Raw genomic sequence first — 16,589 nt, forward strand, 5'->3', positions numbered from 1 at the left:
GGTCTTGGAATGTTGATTTGTTTGAGGGAGACATGAATAGAGTTCGAGCTTTTCTTCTAGGGTTACCGCGACGACATAAGAGATTGGTCCAGGTGGGTACCGATATTATGCTCACATGGTGCGCGCTCTGGGCCGCTTTTATTGTACGCTTAGGCATCGATGAAATGGCCAGCCCGATTGAGCAACATTTTTGGTTATTTATGACAGCTCCAATCGTAGCAATTCCATTGTTTAACGAGTTTGGTTTATACCGTGCAGTGATGCGTTATTTCGGAAATGACGCCCTTATTGCAATCATAAAGGCTGTCAGCTTATCAGCGCTGGTGCTCGGGGTGATAGTGTATCTGTACAGTAACCACCAAAATGTAGTACCTCGATCAATTATTTTTAATTATTGGTGGGTAAGTTTGGTTCTCATTGGAGGGCTGCGATTGTCCATGAGGCAGTTCTTTTTGGGGGATTGGTTTACAGCAGGTCAACAAATGCCATTCACTAACCGTGAAAATAGCCTACCTTCTGTAGCTATTTATGGTGCCGGTGCAGCGGGTAATCAGCTTGTGGCAGCTCTTAGAGTGGGCCGAGTTATGCGCCCGGTAGCTTTCATTGATGACGATTTGAGCATTTCTGATCGTGTTATTTCTGGGCTACAAGTCTATAAGCCCAATGATATTAAAAAAATGATTGATGCTACAGGTGCTCAAGAAATTTTATTGGCCATTCCATCATCAAATAGATCTAGGCGGCGGGAGATACTGGGATTTTTAGAGGAGTTTCCGTTGCATGTTCGAAGTGTTCCTGGTTTTATGGATTTGGCAAGCGGTCGTGTAAAAGTTGATGATATTCAAGAGGTAGACATAGCAGACTTGTTAGGTCGGGATACGGTTCCTGTTCAAGAAGGCTTACTGGAGCAATGTATCACTGGGCATAATGTTTTAGTTACCGGTGCTGGAGGCTCTATAGGTTCTGAGCTATGCCGACAAATCATTTCACTTCACCCGAAGGTATTGATTCTCTTTGAGCACAGTGAATTCAACCTCTATAGCGTCTTATCGGAACTTCAGAGTCGAATTGAGCGTGAGTCATTAGTTGTTAAGATTTTTCCAATTTTAGGTTCTGTGAGAAACCAGTCAAAATTATCAGCCGTAATGACCAAGTGGCGTATTAATACCGTATATCACGCCGCTGCTTACAAGCATGTTCCCATAGTCGAACATAATATTGCCGAAGGCATACTTAATAATGTTTTTGGGACTTTGAATGCTGCTCAAGCTGCTGTTCTGTCAGGCGTCGAAAATTTTGTTTTGATTTCCACTGATAAAGCAGTTCGTCCGACCAATATTATGGGAAGCACTAAACGCTTAGCCGAATTAATTCTCCAAGCTTTGAGTCAAGAATCATCTTTCACGTTGTTTTCTGAACAATCCAGTTTGCCAGTATCAAATGATACAAGGTTTACAATGGTTCGCTTTGGTAATGTTCTTGGTTCATCTGGTTCGGTAATTCCTTTATTCCATTCGCAGATAAAGTCTGGCGGTCCTCTGACGGTCACTCATCCGAAGATAACTCGATACTTTATGACTATTCCAGAGGCGGCACAGCTGGTTATTCAGGCTGGCTCAATGGGGCAGGGCGGTGACGTATTTGTCCTAGATATGGGCGAGCCTGTGAAAATTGTTGAATTGGCTGAGAAGATGATTCACCTTTCTGGCTTAAGCGTTCGATCTGAAAAAAAACCTCATGGGGATATTTCGATCGAGTTCACAGGGCTTCGTCCAGGTGAGAAGCTTTATGAGGAATTGTTGATTGGTGACAATGTAAGTCTCACTCAGCACCCAATGATAATGAGTGCGACTGAAGATTCCATAAGCTGGAGTGAATTAAAGTCAAAGTTAACCGAGTTGGCCGCTGCGGTAGAACATGATGATTATGTTCGAGTTCGCCAGATATTACGTGATACTGTGAGTGGCTATACCCCAGATGCTGAAATTGTAGACTGGTTTCATGGGAAACGTAACAAAAATAATTAGGTGCGAACTATCAGGTTAGGGAGTTTATTCCGTTCAAATAATTGTTTTTAGTAGCATGTATGCCTAGTTTTTTTGCATTTATTTATTGCGGAAAATTAGGCATTTTTTAGGTTTGGTGTTTTAAATGGCTTTGGGTTAACAGTGTTGATTTCTATTAAGTTATCAATACAGAGATTGTTGAGGCTTGGATATATGTGTTGCTGAGAATCAGCTTAATGCAAGTTGTTCTAACTTAAAGCTCTGGCGTCCTATATTTTTAGGTCTAAACTAAATCTACTGTTTGGGCTCGCTGTTTCTTTGAGTCGCTTTGTATATTCTTAACAATTTATTGATTAAGTTTGTGGGGGTGATGGATATAATTAATACAATCCAGGTTGGATATGTTATAGATATTTTCAATGTGTTTTTATATTTTTTGTATATTTTGTAATCTAGTAATTTTTTTTGCCGTAAAAGTATCATGCCTTTGATTGTAAAAGCGCCGGATGAGATGCCAAAGTTTTTGCAAGCTTTAAATTTGCTATCCAAAGAATACGAAATTGGTAATGAAAAAATAAAGTTTGCCCAAGCGGTCAAACCAATATCAAATATTTGATTTGTATGAGCCCAACCACTTTTTTTGAGATTGTAATCTGCCAGTGTTCCAACGGACACATCTTGCATCCAATGGACTTTAAAGTTAATGTCAGACAATTGTTCCAATATAATTCCTGTCTGAATATAAAAAGAGCCTACATATCTAGAAAAATTAGAATTGGAAATAGTTGTTTTTTTATAAATCAGACAACTCATGCAGCTCATTATGCCGCTTAAATTTTGTAGTAATTCATTTTTGTCCTCGTATGTTGAGCTAGGGTGTTCCATCGTATTCATGAGATTTGTAACTACTAAGTCGTAGCTTGTATTGCCGGTCAGTACCTTCAGTACTTTTTCAAGCTCAGTTAGCTTGATTTCCGACGTATCACCTAGCAGCCAAGTGTACTCGCTATCTGATTGTTCTAATGCAATTTGAAAGTTTTTATCAGGTCCAAGGTTTTTTTCACTGATAGAGTAATTCAAAAGAGGGTATTCTTTGTTCCATTTTTTTAAGATTTCTAACGTGTTATCGTCTGACGCGTTGTCTGAAACAAACATCTGAATTTTATATTTCTTCATAATCGGAACGTGTATAGCTAAAGATCGTTCCAGAAAATCGGCTCGATTATAAGTGGGGATCGCGATAGATAATGTAGGGTTGGGCGTCATAATTATGTCCGGTTCTTTTTGAAATTCTGAAATATATAATATACCCATGGGAGTACTATAATGTAGGCGCTGGTGAATCCAACAAAAAAATAGTCGAAAGGCAAAAATTTTGATATTAAAAAGGTTGAAGTGGCAACGTAGAGTCCGTTTGCTATCGAGACATAAATCAATTTTTCTTTTTTATGGGCTCTCATATAAACTGCCATTGAGTTGACCAGCAGTTGCATAAGCCAACCTACACTAAGAACCAATAGTGATGTAGAGGGTAGTAGCCTATTATCTATTAAACCTTTGCCCTCTACTAACGAGACAAAAGAGAATAATACGAAAACCCCAATGATATATGTTGTAATTGAAAGCAGAATGGCGGTGTTATACGTCTTGTTGAGAAGTAACTTTTTGTTTTGAGCCGCAAAAATGTTGATCTTTGGCGTAACAATAGTTATCCATATGTTTGAAATGCTAAAAATTGCCATGCAGATCGCTATTGATAAGCCTACTTGACCTGCCTCTACTGCACCATAAAAATGGAATGCTGCGGGAGTAAAAATTGAAAGAGAAAAATAGCCACTTATCCAGCTTACTGCAAATCGCCAAATTAATGGATTAATTTCAGAAGCCCATTTTCTATCGTTAGTTCGGCATATGGAAATTAACTGAGTTAACATGTTTTTATAGCGATAACTAGTCAGGGCTAGTCCGGTTAGAGATCCACATAAAAGTGCTATGGCGAGGGCGTACAGTCCAATGCCACTAATAAGCAAAATTCCTGTAACCACTACTGTTGCGACACTGATGTATAGTCGGATTTTTTGTATGTCTCCGACACTGTCACAGCCTTCTATAAACGATAAAAGCATACTGTTAATGAACATTAGCGCTGACGCGATGCCATAGATCAGCCAAGGCGTGCGCCAGCAAATCTCAGAATCTTTACTATTGAGAAAATAATAGCCAATAATTAGTACGATAGGGAACGTTATTGCGGCCATTGTACAAGACCACTTTATAGCAAATTTTCCTAGTGTGGCTAAACGGATTATATTATCTTGATTGCCTACTAATTTTTTTTCAGAGTCAAATTTTAGATTCGCGTATTCGTGAGATGAAAATAAAAGAATTATTGAGGAAAATCCTAGGTCCGCCAGTATTGCTAGTGCTGCTAAGCTAACGAATGTATACCAGTAGCCCTGGGTTTCAGCAGATAGATATAGAGGTACAAGCAATAATAATAATGGGCCCGAGAGTAATCTCCAAAGCTGGTTTATGGCAGTATGGCGAAGATCTCGATCTTGAAGAGCCTTGGTGAGTTTTATAATCACGAAAATGGCACATTGTATTTTGATGTAAGAATCTTAAGCGGTAATATCTGGGCGCGAAGCCTAGATATTACTGCTCGGTAAATGCTTAAGCCCCCGCGAGGCATCTGCAAATCACGTTAATTTTTTCTAGCCAGCTCTTTGGCCACTTCAATGATTAGGCTCTCTTGTCCCGCTACAGCCTTTCGTTCACCTAAGCGAAAAAATATATCTCTAGGATCGACATCAAATTCAGCCGCCGCTCGTGCAACAGGCTTTGCGAAGCCTGAAAAAACCCCAGCGAGTCCGCTCACGATGGAAATAGTGGAGATGGACGGGGCTATAAAATTTAGTTCCTTTTCTGCCATCGTAGCTGCGTCAAGAATTTTGAGTAAATCAATTCCAGTGTCATAGCCCAATTTATGAAGTACACCTACTAATACTTCAAGTTGCGTGTTACCTGCACCGGCACCGAAACCACGGATGGTACCATCCAAGATGGTTGCGCCCTCATTTACCGCTGTAACCGAGTTGATCACAGCCATTCCAAGGTTGTTGTGACCGTGAAACCCCACGGGGATGGAAAGGCCATTCACCAAAGTACTGATGCGTACTTTTACGTCGTCAACCAACTGTGCGCCCGCAGAATCCATGATTACGATAGCTTGGGCGCCATAAGACTCCATTTTTCTCGCTTCTTCGAGGAGTACTTCTGGGCTCGCCATATGAGTCATCATCAGTATGCCCCAGGCTTCTTTGCCAGAGTCGCGAACATAACCAATGTGGCGCTGCGTTACATCTGCCTCAGTGCAGTGGGCGGCGATTCTGAAGACGTCGACCCCCATTTCTAATGCTTTGCTGAGGTCTTTACTGATGGTGCAGAAACCGGGAATGACATGAATAGCCAGTCGAGAGTTGATTAGGTTTTCGCGCGCGATTGTGAATATCTCTTGGTCGCTCAGGCGGCTTTCTCCCACGAGCATCGACGACCCACCCAGGCCGTTACCATGTCCAACCTCAACGATCGGCACATTGGCGGCCTCGGCTGCTTTGCAGTAGGCAATGAACGCTTCCGGCCCTAATTTATGCCCCACTGCGTGATTACCATCGCGCAATGTCGGGTCGGTAATGAGAATGTGCTTAGGCATGTTGGCGTTCCTTGACTTGTACGGATGTCGCGATCATTTCCGCAACTGCAATAGCTGCACAATTGATGATGTCTAAATTGCCTGCATATTGTGGAAGGTAATCTCCGTTGCCTACGACTTTTATCGTCGTTATTACTCGGTCGCCCTCAACGGTCGGAGGAACGATCAATGCGTATCCGGGAACATACTCCTTCAGTTTTGCGACCATCTGTTCTACTGACTCACGGATAGCAGGGATATCAGGATTGGTGATTTTGGCGTAGATAGTTGTCTGCATATCGATTGGAGGGTTAGCTGGATTCAAAATGAGAATGGCCTTGGTGCGTTGCGCTCCTGAAAAGCGCATCAAAGCATCTTCGGTAGTCTCAATATACTCATCAAGATTTGCCCGTGTTGCCGGTCCTGCGCTTAGAGATGCGATGCTGGAGACTACTTCGATATATTCTACGTTGGGATGGACGGCGGCAATCGCGCTGGCGATCGGAATAGATGACTGTCCGCCGCAGGTAATCATATTGATATTCTGAATGCCTCCTTCTACAACGTCCCTCGCGTTGATTGCGGGAATACAAAATTTTCCAAGTTTTGCGGGTGTCATATCTATGACAGTTTTTCCAATTTTACGTAATGCAGCCCAGTGCTCGACATGGGCGTGGGCAGAAGTTGCATCAAAAACTAAGTCGCATATATCGGGTGACAAAAGAATTGCATTAATACCTTGGTCCGATGTTTTAACTCCCAGCGAGGCGGCCCTTTTCATTCCATTTGATGAATAGTTACGCCCGGAAAAAAGCGTGCATACAAGATGCTGAGAGCGCATGATCTTAACGAGCAAATCTGTTCCAATGTTGCCTGAGCCGATAATAGCAACTTTCAGGTTTTTTTTAGTGACCATTACATACTTCCAAGGATGTGCTAAATCAAAGAAAATCGTTATTGCACTGACAGCTCTTCGATTTCAAGCGCATGTTGTATTTCGTGTAAAAAAAAGAAGTTCGTTTCAAGCGTAAGGTCGTCCATTAGACTAAATGTATGTAGCTGACCTTTTTCATTGGCTGTAAAGCATTTATAACCCAGTTCACGAAATAGCACGATAATTTCGTTGGGGTGATAGTTGAATTTCGCAGCCCATTTACGCAGCATTTCCGTAAATACGACCGGCTTGTCCTTGCCTAAAAGCGTTAACGCGCCTTTGAAGACAAAAAGCTCAGCGCCTTCGACATCGCATTTGATAAAGTCAATTTTAGGCAAATTTAATGTGGTCGAAAATTTATCGATAACCTTTACATCACACGTTATTTTCTCTATATCAGGCCGGCCGCTTAGGTTCGCTAGTGAGGCGTTTCCTGAGCCCTCAGGGTAAAAATAAAATTCTAATGTCTTTTCTTCAGATGAGAAGCCAAAGTTGAAGGGTTTTATATTTGTGAGGTTGTTAAGTTTTATGTTTTTTTCAAGAGCTAGGTAAGTAGATTTGATTGGTTCAAATGCATAAATTTTAGCGTTTGGATTTTGCTTGGCTATATTGAGAGCGTACCACCCGATATTTGCTCCAATATCTAATATACACGAGTTTGGTTTTACCAATCTCATGATCATATTTGAGTCGGTTGCTTCATAATCGCCGAAGTTTAGAATTTCAATCGGCGCAACTCGCTGATCGAATTTGGGGCATATGATTTTTAAACCATTATCACGAGAGGTCATTACGACCTCTCCATCAGAGATTTCTATGCGAGCTATGTTCGTTTGCGGTAACCATGAAGCATATGAGAAGAGCTTGCTGTGGAAGTTGTTGTACATTCCATCTATATAGTCAGGCTTGCTAGAGTCATGTTTTTCGAAAGACTGACGCATCTCTTCTATATGTTTCATATATAGCTCTCAATGGTTTTTTTAAAGCCCTCACGGACAGACGTTCGAGGGTGCCAGCCAAGCTTTTCTACTTTTTTGATATCTGGGCAGTTTCTTACTATAGGGCTTACTAAATATACCCCGTCGTTTTCGCGTTCAGCAAAGACGACGCTCAGTTTTTTTTCAGGGTATAGCTCGACCAATATTTCGGCCAACTCTCCGATACTGGTCTCTCCCATGGGGTTGCCAACATTATATGCCTGACCATGGACCCCATTTAGCAGAACTGTCCAAAACCCAGCTACAGCGTCTGCTGCGTAGCAAAAGGCACGACGCGCCTTGCCATCACTTTTCATTATGATAGGCTGATTATTCAAAATGTTGGCTACAAAATCAGCATAGACCCTGCCGTCATCCAATAGCATATGGGGACCGTAAGTATGAAAAGGTCTGACGATAGTCGTAGGTACACCTGCTTGGTGGTGCCAACTGACACACATGTTTTCGCCCATTCGTTTGCTTTCAGCGTAGCAAGCTCGAACTGAAGTCGGGTCAACAAAACCTAGATCCTGCTCGGCAGTTGGCACGAAATCTGTTTGCCCATAAACCTCGCCACTGCTGAAAAAGAGAAAACCTTTCGATCCGCTCAAAGCGGCGAGTTTTAGCAAGGCTGCAGTGCCAAGGGTGTTTGCGCTCAAGGTGCCAATTGGGTCCGTTGAGTAGTATTTTGGGCTAGCCTGGCTCGCAGCGTGAATAATGAAGTCTGGACGTGTGCTGAATGCTAAGGCTTCGCTCACATCCTGCTCTATACATATCAAATCTTGCCTGCCCAAGGCATGTGCAAACCTGCTCTCAAAGCGGCGTCGACTGCGAACGAGCGCGAAAATTTGGATGCCCAGTTCTTGAGTTTCGTTTAGAAACAACAATGTTTCTACCATGTAGGCGGCGAGGAAACCCGAGGCACCTGTAATCAGTACCTTTTGCCCTTTCAGACGCTGCCATGGAAGCCCGTACTCGGTCGTAATTGTCAATAGATCGCTAGTGATTACAGGATTTCGCAAAATACCATTCATGGCTTTAGTTATGCGCCCAAAGCTTTCGACTTTTCATGCATCCCCTGAAGCATGGCTCTCTCCAGTTGATCGCGCGGGATCAGCGGCGAGAGATCTTCCAAAGGTGGGGATACCAAAGAGCCATCCTCCTTCACGATCACCGAGAGTTTCGGTGAGAAAAGTTGTTCAGGGTGCATAAATACTTCGCAAATGATGGGTCCGGTGGCAGCCTGTACTTTTTCCAGCGCGGAGTCCACATCTTCCCAATGGCGAATTTGGCAGGATGGAATGCCAAAGCCGGTGGCCAGTTTCGAGAAGTCCGGGCAGGAAACACCTGAGGTCCGGTCGGTGCCTACGTAAGACCCCTTGAATAGCGAGTTTTGCGTGTGTTTGATCATCAAGTAGCCGTCGTTATTGAAGATGAATAATTTGATCGGCAACTGGTGATGCACGATGGTCTGCAGTTCTTGAAGATTCATCATCATGCCCCCGTCGCAGTTGAGGCACATGACCTCACCACGATCAGTGGCGAAAGACACTCCCAGCGCGGCAGGGAGGCCGTAGCCCATCTCTCCTAGGCCAGTAGAGGTCATCAGACGCTGGCCTTCTTTCATGCGCAGCACCTGATGCCCGCACAAGAGTGCCGTGCCCATGTCTGTTACGACAATTTGGTTAGGTTTGAACGAGCGGTTAAGACGCTCCATAAAGCGGTAGGAGTTGATAAAGCCGTCTTTGTCCGCATGCTCTTCACCAACCCAAGGGAACTGTGATTGGTAGGCATCACACTGCGCAACCCACTGCGCCTTGGGAGGGATCTCCAACGATTCGAGGCGCGCGCTCAGTGCTTCCATAAATACGGCAGCATCACTGACGATGACTTCTTGGGTGCGTGATGCATTCTTGGAGGCTTCATCACGGCTGATGTCTACCACGTCAATCCGCGCCTCGCGAGCCAGCTCTGTCAAATCGTAGCCGACTTGTGGTATTGCCAATCGTGTACCGATGGCAAGTACGTAATCACTGTTTTGCAGGATAAAGTTTGCCGCACGCTGGCCGTATACTCCGGCGCGCCCGAACACCAAAGGGTGATCGGAGTCGATCATGTCAATGCCTGCCCATGAAACGAGACCCGGCGTACGAAGCTTTTCGAGCAGGGGGGCGATACGTTTCTCGGCGCCGGCCAAGCGAATGCCATTACCCAACCATAAGAGAGGGCGCTTGGCTTCGAGCAAAGCATTCACAACACTGTCAATTTGTGCCGCAACCTCGTTGCTAAGTGTTCTATCCGCCACGGGTGCATGGAATCGCGCCATTTCACTTGTCTGAATGCGGCTCGATTGTATATCCATCGGAATCTCGATCCAGGTTGGACCTGGTCGGCCTTCCAATGCGACATAAGCCGCTTTCTCGAGTTCGTAGACTGCCTGCTCCGGTTGGGTGACGCGTTGAGTGTATTTGCAGACCTGGCTTACCATCTGGCAAGAGTCGTATCCCTGTACGCCCCACATACGCAATGGGTTTTCCGGGAAGCAGTGCTTGGAATGTTCGTTGCCAGCGATAACTATGCAAGGAATGGAATCCGCCCAAGCGGATACAACACCTGTGACGCCGTTGGTCGAGCCTGCCCCCGTGGTGAGCAGGGCGGCTGAAAGACGTCCGTTCGTACGGTAGTAGGTTTGCACTGCCATGCAAGCGGCCTGCTCGTGGTGTACACATACGATTTCCGTGTAACCGCGGCGGCTTATGGCTTCAAAAAGATGAACATTACCTGCACCAATGATCCCGAACACATGAGTAATGCCCAGGTTCTCCAGTGCTTCTGCAATTTGTTCACTTACTTTTATTTTTTCCTGCGCTTGCATTTGAAAACTCCATCGATGGACGCATCAGCCTGATCGATGACCAGCAGCTGAGGTTCGAAAAATCTTGGTTAGGTTCTTATGCCCTTTTTGGCATTTGCTGGTCAATCAGCATCCCGAATTCGAGTCGTGGACGACACTCTCGTGCGTCGGGAATCAAGACTTCGATTAGCATTGGGCCTGGGGCCTGCAGAAATTGCATGATTGAAGTCCGAAACTCAGTATCTTCGCTGATGACTTTGGCGTTGATTCCGTAAGCTTCGCCTATTGCTTTGAATTGGGTCGTGTAGCCATTCCAGTAAGTCGAGGAGGTTCGGCCCTCGAAATACATTTCCTGGAACCCGTGTACCATCCCCAACGAGTGATTGTTCAGCACAATTATCAGTACGGGCAATTGGTCTCGCGCAATGATATCCAGCTCTTGGATGTTGAGCTGGGCGCCGCCATCGCCCGTAATGACGATCACTGGCTTGTTGGCTGAGTGACACACCCCAATCGCCGTTGGAATTGCAAATCCCATTGCACCCAAGCCGCCGGAATGGTGCATAGATTGATTTTTGCTCAGCCTCAGCGTATGCGCGGCCCACATTTGGTTGTTGCCCACGTCGGCGACATAGTCGAGCGCATGAGTGGCAGTTAGCGCATTCAGGGCTGAGAAAATTTTGAAGGGACTGAATATCCAGTCAGTGTATTCATCTACAAAATTCTGATTGAAATGGGCTTGCAGTTCTGTGGCCCAAGTCGCACACATAAGATTTTTGAGGGAATCCGGAAGAGGGAAGTTTGCGAAAAAAGCGCTTAACTCCATTTGAACGGAGTCCGTTGCTTTTACGCGATTATTCAGTTGTCCCTCCATCAGATCAATCTGAATAATCTCGGCATTGCGAGCAAAGTCATCAGGCTGAGCGCCTGTCTGTCGCACATCCAAACGGCTGCCCAATACCAGTAAAAAATCGCAATTTTGTACGGCATAGTTAGCAGTTCGGGTGCCATAAGCCCCCAACATGCCCATGTAATTCGGACTTTCGTGTATCCTTTCTGCGCCTTTCAAGCTTGCGACGAAAGGTATTCCAGACGTCTCAAGCTGATTTTCCCACTGCTTGAAATTACGCGAATTGACGGCACCTCCGCCAAGCAAAATCAGGGGTTTTTTTGCGATCTTTAGTTTGCTTTTAATCTCCTCTAAATCGGATACGCAGACTGTTTGCGTGGTCGATTTTATTTGCGCGTTCAAAATGGCGTTTACTATAGAATCATCAATTTCGACTTTCTGAAGATCCATAGGGATATCCAGTAACACAGGGCCGGGACGTCCTTCCTTGGCTATATCGATTGCCTTCTGCAGGCAAGGGAGTAGCTCTTCGATATGAGTGACTTGGTGAGCATATTTAGTGATGCTACTCACGAGGGCCACGCTGTCGAGTTCCTGAAAACCTTGCTGGCGAATGTTTCGATCGCCTTTGAGTTCGTAGGTATTCACCTGTCCGGTAATGAAGATGCATGGATGACTGTCAAGCCAGCAATCGGCAATACCCGTTATCAGGTTGGTGGCGCCCGGTCCGCTGGTGCCTAATGCAACCCCGAGCAATTCGTGGTGTGTTGCGCGCGCGACCGCCGCCGCCGCAAATGCAGCCGCTTGCTCGTGATGCACTGAAACAAGGGAAGTCACGCCTAGCTGGTTGATGCTATCAACCAGGTGCGTAATCATCCCCCCGATCAGCTCGTAGCCGTACAGAACCTTGTTCTGAGCGAGTACCAGCGCCACGGCGTCAGACGCTTTCATTGTTTAGAAACCAATCCCGAAAAATTCTTCCAGTTTCTCACCGACAAAATCAAAATGCTCCTGCCCCAGTGATGGCTGGACGCCAAGCCAGAAAGTCTGATTCATGGTGCGGTCGGTGTTCGTCAGTTCGCCAACCACTCGATACTCTAGGTTCTGGAAATAAGGTTGACGTGTCAGGTTGCCGGCAAAAAGCAGACGGGTGCCAATTTTGTGCTGATCGAGGTACTTGAGGAGGTCGACACGGTTCACGCCGCTGCTTTCTTTCAATGTCACTGGGAAGCCAAACCACGACGGGTCGCTATTGGGAGTAGCCTCGGCAATCTCAAGAAACTCGGATAGTGTCGACAGACGCTCCTTGAGCAGTTTGAAGTTGTGTTTGCGCGTATCGATGAAATCCTGGGCGCGTTCTAGTTGGGCAAGGCCACAGGCAGCCTGCATGTCAGTAATCTTCAGGTTGTAACCCAAGTGCGCATAGACGTACTTATGGTCATAACCTTGAGGCAGGCTACCGTATTGCTGGCCAAACCGATCGCCGCAGGTATTGTCGCAACCAGGAGCGCAGTAGCAGTCACGACCCCAGTCGCGGAAAGACTCTGCAATCACTTTGAGCATTGGATTGTTGGTGAATACCGCGCCGCCTTCGCCCATGGTTATGTGGTGCGCAGGGTAGAAACTGAGTGTCGCGATATCGCCGAAGGTACCTACCAGGTTGCCATCATAGGTCGCACCCAAGGCATCACAGCAGTCTTCAACCAGCCACAGATTGTACTTTTCGCACAGTGCCTTGACCTTCCTAAGGTTGAACGGGTTACCCAGGGTGTGAGCCAGCATGATTGCCTTGGTTTTAGGCGTGATGGCGGCCTCGATCAGGTCGGCATTGATGTTGTGGGTTGCCATGTCGACATCGACGAAAACCGGGACAGCACCAAACTGGACGATTGGGTTGACTGTTGTCGGGAATCCAGCCGCGACGCCTATGACTTCGTCGCCCTTTTTGATTGCTCGTTCACCCAGCTTGGGTGAAGTCAGCGCGCTGAAGGCAACCAGGTTTGCAGAAGATCCCGAGTTGACCGACAGCAGAAATTTCACACCGAGGAACTCAGCGAGTTTTTTCTCGAACTCGGCATTGAAGCGGCCGGTGGTCAGCCAGCCATCCAGGGAGGCCTCGACCATCAGTTGCAGCTCACGGGCCCCGATTACCTTACCTGATGGTGGGATTACGGTTTCGCCGGCCACGAACGGCTTGCTCGCCAATGCGACGTTTGCGTATTGCTCGACGAGCTTGCTGATTTCCTGGCGGAGCATATCGGGTGTCATGAAGGTTCCTGCTAAAAAATAAAGTTAGTTGCTGCTGGTGTGCATGGCGAGAACGTAAGCGCTTATTTCTTCCAGGCAGTGGGCCTGGATATCGTCGCCGCTCAACCATGCGCGGTGCCATGTGACAATCCGGGCGAGAGTGGTTTCCAGGCTCCAACTCGGCGACCACTGTAAACGGGCACGAGCCTTTGAAATATCCAACTTGAGGTAGTTTGCCTCATGTGGCTGTGGATCTTCATCCAGTTGCCAGCGGGCGCCTGCGCCCCAGGTCCGAACCATGTGGTCGAGAATCCAGTCAACAGGTCGCGCATCTTTGTCCCTTGGGCCGAAATTCCAGCCCTCGGCAAAGCGATGCCCGTGGGTCCAGAGATGCTCGGCCAACACCAGATAGCCGCTCAGCGGCTCCAGCACGTGCTGCCATGGGCGCGTAGCCCTAGGGTTGCGTATTGTGACGGCTTTACCCTGTTCGAAGGCACTAAGGATATCAGGGATAAGCCGATCTTCAGCCCAATCTCCGCCGCCAATTACGTTGCCGGCACGGCCCGAGGCCAATGCCGCACCTTGAGGATCGCTGAAGAACGATTTGCGATACGCACTGGTGATCAGTTCAACACAACCTTTGCTGTTGCTGTACGGGTCATGTCCGCCCATGGGCTCGTCTTCACGATAGCCCCATTCCCATTCACGGTTTTCGTAGCACTTGTCAGTGGTGACGTTGACGATTGCACGCAGGTTGGGGCACTGACGTGCGGCCTCCAGAACATGCAGGGTCCCCATCACGTTCGTTGAATAGGTTTCCACCGGTTGGCGGTAGGACAGGCGAACCAGCGGTTGAGCCGCCATGTGGATCAGCACATCTGGATTGAAGCTGGTCATGCTTAGGGTTATGGCTGCCAAGTCGCGGATGTCACCTTGTTCAGACTCCATGCCATCCGCGACCCTTGCCTCGACGAAAAGGGCAGGGTGTGTCGGAGGTGCCAATGCAAAGCCCTTGACCTGCGCGCCCATGCTGGTCAGCCAAAGAGATAGCCAGCTACCCTTGAAGCCGGTATGACCCGTCAGGAACACTTTTTTGCCTTGCCAAAAGGCGGGGGAAACCGTCGACTTCATATTCAGTCCCAAGACTTCCAAGGGGCTTTGCCAGAATGCCAAAGCTCTTCCAGATAGTGCTTGTCACGTAGGGTGTCCATGGGTTGCCAGAATCCAGGGTGTTCAAAGGCCATCAATTCGCCCTCAGCCGCAAGTTTCATCAGCGGTTCCTGTTCCCAAGTCGTGCTGTCATCCTTCAGGTAAGCCAATACCTTGGGGCTGAGTACGAAGAAGCCGCCATTTATCAAGGCGCCGTCGCCCTTTGGCTTTTCTTTGAAATTCAAGACATGGCCCTTCTGGATATCCAGTGCGCCGAAACGCCCAGGGGGGAAGGTGGCAGTGAGCGTTGCGGCCTTGCCGTGCTGCTTGTGAAAAGCCAGTGTGGCGCTGATGTCGAGATCGCTGACGCCATCACCGTAGGTGAAGCAGAACGCCTCGTCATCTTTGACATACTCCGCAACACGACGCAGGCGGCCGCCAGTCATGGAATCATCACCCGTATCAACCAGAGTGATATTCCAAGCCTCAGCGCGTCTGTCATGAACTTTCATGGTGTTATCGCGCATGTTGAACGTGACATCGGACATGTGCAGGAAGTAGTTGGCAAAGTACTCCTTAATGACATAACCCTTATAACCACAGCAAATAATGAAATCATTGATGCCATGAGCCGAGTACATTTTGAGGATGTGCCAGAGGATAGGCTTGCCCCCGATCTCGACCATGGGTTTTGGGCGTAGGCTGGTTTCTTCACTTAGGCGCGTTCCCAGGCCACCGGCCAAAATAACTGCTTTCATGCTGTCTCCGGGTCAATTCGAGCTTACAAAGGCATCGGAATGAAAAAAATTGGGGGGCAGGCCGGCCTGAATAAGCGCCTCGCGTGCTGTTCGAATCATGGCTTCAGAGCCACAGGCATAGACTGAGGTGTCCGCCAAGTCGAGATTTTCTGCTAGCACTGCGTCTTGGACGTAACCTGTGGCGCCTGACCATTGCTCGCCTGCGCGAGACAGTACCGGTCGATAATTTACGCGGAGTGCAGGGAAGTCAGGGCGCCAGTATAGGTCCGGTTCCTTACGCCCGCCCCAATAGACGTATATATGCCTGTTGTCGAAGGATCCAGGTTCGGCCGTTAGGGCTTCCAGCATGGCCTTTACTGGCGCGATACCTGTGCCGGTAGCCAAGAACACAAGATTCTGAGTATTCGCGCTGCGTAGACAGAAGGTACCGAGTGGTCCCTCCAGCCTGAGGAGGTCGTTGGCCTGAGCTTCACCGAACCAATACTGGCTCATGACACCGTTAGGTACCTTACGGATATGCAGCTCCAGCTTGGCATCCTCGCGTTGTGCATTAGCAACGGAATAGCTGCGACGGACACCATCCTTGCCTATGACGTCAATGTACTGTCCAGCGAGGTAAACAAGTGCACTTTTAGGCGGTGTTCGGAATACGACTCGCACCACGTCGTCAGCCAAACGCTCGATGGAGTCGATGCGGCAAGGCATGGTTTTGATCTGGATATCGGCCAGTAAGCCTAGATCCTCTATATCCAACTCGACATCACTGAGCGCCGCGCGGCAACAAGTAAGAATGGTACCCGACGCACGCTCTTCTTCCGTTAGGGCAAGCTCCGGTTGAACCACTTCAGTCTCACCACTGAGAACGTTCGCCTTGCAAACACCGCATCGCCCCGTGCGGCAGCTGTACTCAAGCACCGTTGCCTGCGATTTTGCACAATCAAGCAGGCTCTTGCCGCTTTCGGCATCGAAAGTTTTATGGTTGGACAACATAATAGTAGGCACGGGTCAGGCACCAACCTTGGCATTGGTAGCACAGTGATTGAATTCATCCGCCAGAATGTAAGGTGTTGTACACACCTGATCCGAATTTTTGATTCCCATGTACGTTTACATCTCCTCTCGT

Annotated in this window: 13 protein-coding genes; 1 reads left to right on the top strand and 12 read right to left on the bottom strand. The window is 47.5% G+C overall.

Annotated features, from left to right (window positions below; genetic code table 11):
• Positions 1-32 precede the first annotated feature (32 nt).
• Positions 33-2,027, top strand: a complete 1,995-nt coding sequence (locus AO064_RS03095; RefSeq protein WP_064052337.1) for a polysaccharide biosynthesis protein — start codon at positions 33-35, stop codon at positions 2,025-2,027.
• Positions 2,028-2,300: 273 nt separating this feature from the next.
• On the opposite strand, the gene AO064_RS03100 is transcribed toward AO064_RS03095, so the two are convergent.
• The 12 genes from AO064_RS03100 to AO064_RS03155 all read right to left on the bottom strand — a co-directional run bounded on the left by AO064_RS03100 (position 2,301) and on the right by AO064_RS03155 (position 16,468).
• Positions 2,301-3,272 (bottom strand): glycosyltransferase family 2 protein, encoded by a 972-nt coding sequence (locus AO064_RS03100; RefSeq protein WP_244159467.1) that lies wholly within the window; start codon positions 3,270-3,272, stop codon positions 2,301-2,303.
• A gap of 2 nt (positions 3,273-3,274) precedes the next feature.
• A complete protein-coding gene (locus AO064_RS03105) occupies positions 3,275-4,594 on the bottom strand; it encodes a hypothetical protein (RefSeq protein WP_244159468.1) in 1,320 nt (439 codons plus the stop codon).
• Between the two features lie 116 nt (positions 4,595-4,710).
• Positions 4,711-5,718: a 4-hydroxy-2-oxovalerate aldolase gene (dmpG, locus tag AO064_RS03110; RefSeq protein ID WP_064052338.1), complete on the bottom strand. Its 1,008-nt coding sequence runs from the start codon at positions 5,716-5,718 to the stop codon at positions 4,711-4,713.
• Entirely contained in the window at positions 5,711-6,613 is a 903-nt protein-coding gene (locus AO064_RS03115) for an acetaldehyde dehydrogenase (acetylating) (RefSeq protein ID WP_064052339.1), read from the bottom strand. The genes dmpG and AO064_RS03115 overlap by 8 nt, the downstream gene beginning before the upstream one ends.
• A 38-nt stretch (positions 6,614-6,651) precedes the next feature.
• The gene (locus AO064_RS03120; RefSeq protein WP_064052340.1) at positions 6,652-7,590 is read right to left on the bottom strand and encodes an FkbM family methyltransferase; all 939 of its coding nucleotides are present in this window, start codon (positions 7,588-7,590) and stop codon (positions 6,652-6,654) included.
• Positions 7,587-8,642, bottom strand: a complete 1,056-nt coding sequence (locus tag AO064_RS03125) for an NAD-dependent epimerase/dehydratase family protein (protein WP_064052341.1) — start codon at positions 8,640-8,642, stop codon at positions 7,587-7,589. The genes AO064_RS03120 and AO064_RS03125 overlap by 4 nt, the downstream gene beginning before the upstream one ends.
• Before the next feature lie 8 nt (positions 8,643-8,650).
• Positions 8,651-10,483 carry a thiamine pyrophosphate-binding protein gene (locus AO064_RS03130; protein WP_064052342.1) on the bottom strand — a complete coding sequence of 611 codons (1,833 nt, stop codon included), beginning with the start codon at positions 10,481-10,483 and terminating at the stop codon, positions 8,651-8,653.
• A 76-nt stretch (positions 10,484-10,559) separates the two neighbouring features.
• Positions 10,560-12,263, bottom strand: a complete 1,704-nt coding sequence (locus tag AO064_RS03135) for a thiamine pyrophosphate-binding protein (RefSeq protein ID WP_064052343.1) — start codon at positions 12,261-12,263, stop codon at positions 10,560-10,562.
• A 3-nt stretch (positions 12,264-12,266) separates the two neighbouring features.
• On the bottom strand, positions 12,267-13,580 hold the full coding sequence (rfbH, locus tag AO064_RS03140) for a lipopolysaccharide biosynthesis protein RfbH (RefSeq protein WP_064052344.1): 1,314 nt from the start codon (positions 13,578-13,580) through the stop codon (positions 12,267-12,269).
• A gap of 24 nt (positions 13,581-13,604) precedes the next feature.
• Positions 13,605-14,690: a CDP-glucose 4,6-dehydratase gene (rfbG, locus tag AO064_RS03145; RefSeq protein ID WP_064052345.1), complete on the bottom strand. Its 1,086-nt coding sequence runs from the start codon at positions 14,688-14,690 to the stop codon at positions 13,605-13,607.
• A gap of 2 nt (positions 14,691-14,692) precedes the next feature.
• Positions 14,693-15,466 (bottom strand): glucose-1-phosphate cytidylyltransferase, encoded by a 774-nt coding sequence (gene rfbF, locus AO064_RS03150; protein ID WP_064052346.1) that lies wholly within the window; start codon positions 15,464-15,466, stop codon positions 14,693-14,695.
• 12 nt (positions 15,467-15,478) lie between these two features.
• Entirely contained in the window at positions 15,479-16,468 is a 990-nt protein-coding gene (locus AO064_RS03155; RefSeq protein WP_064052347.1) for an FAD-binding oxidoreductase, read from the bottom strand.
• Positions 16,469-16,589: the final 121 nt, after the last annotated feature.

It is taken from the genome of Pseudomonas marginalis, assembly GCF_001645105.1.
In the GTDB taxonomy this organism is placed as follows: domain Bacteria; phylum Pseudomonadota; class Gammaproteobacteria; order Pseudomonadales; family Pseudomonadaceae; genus Aquipseudomonas; species Aquipseudomonas petroselini.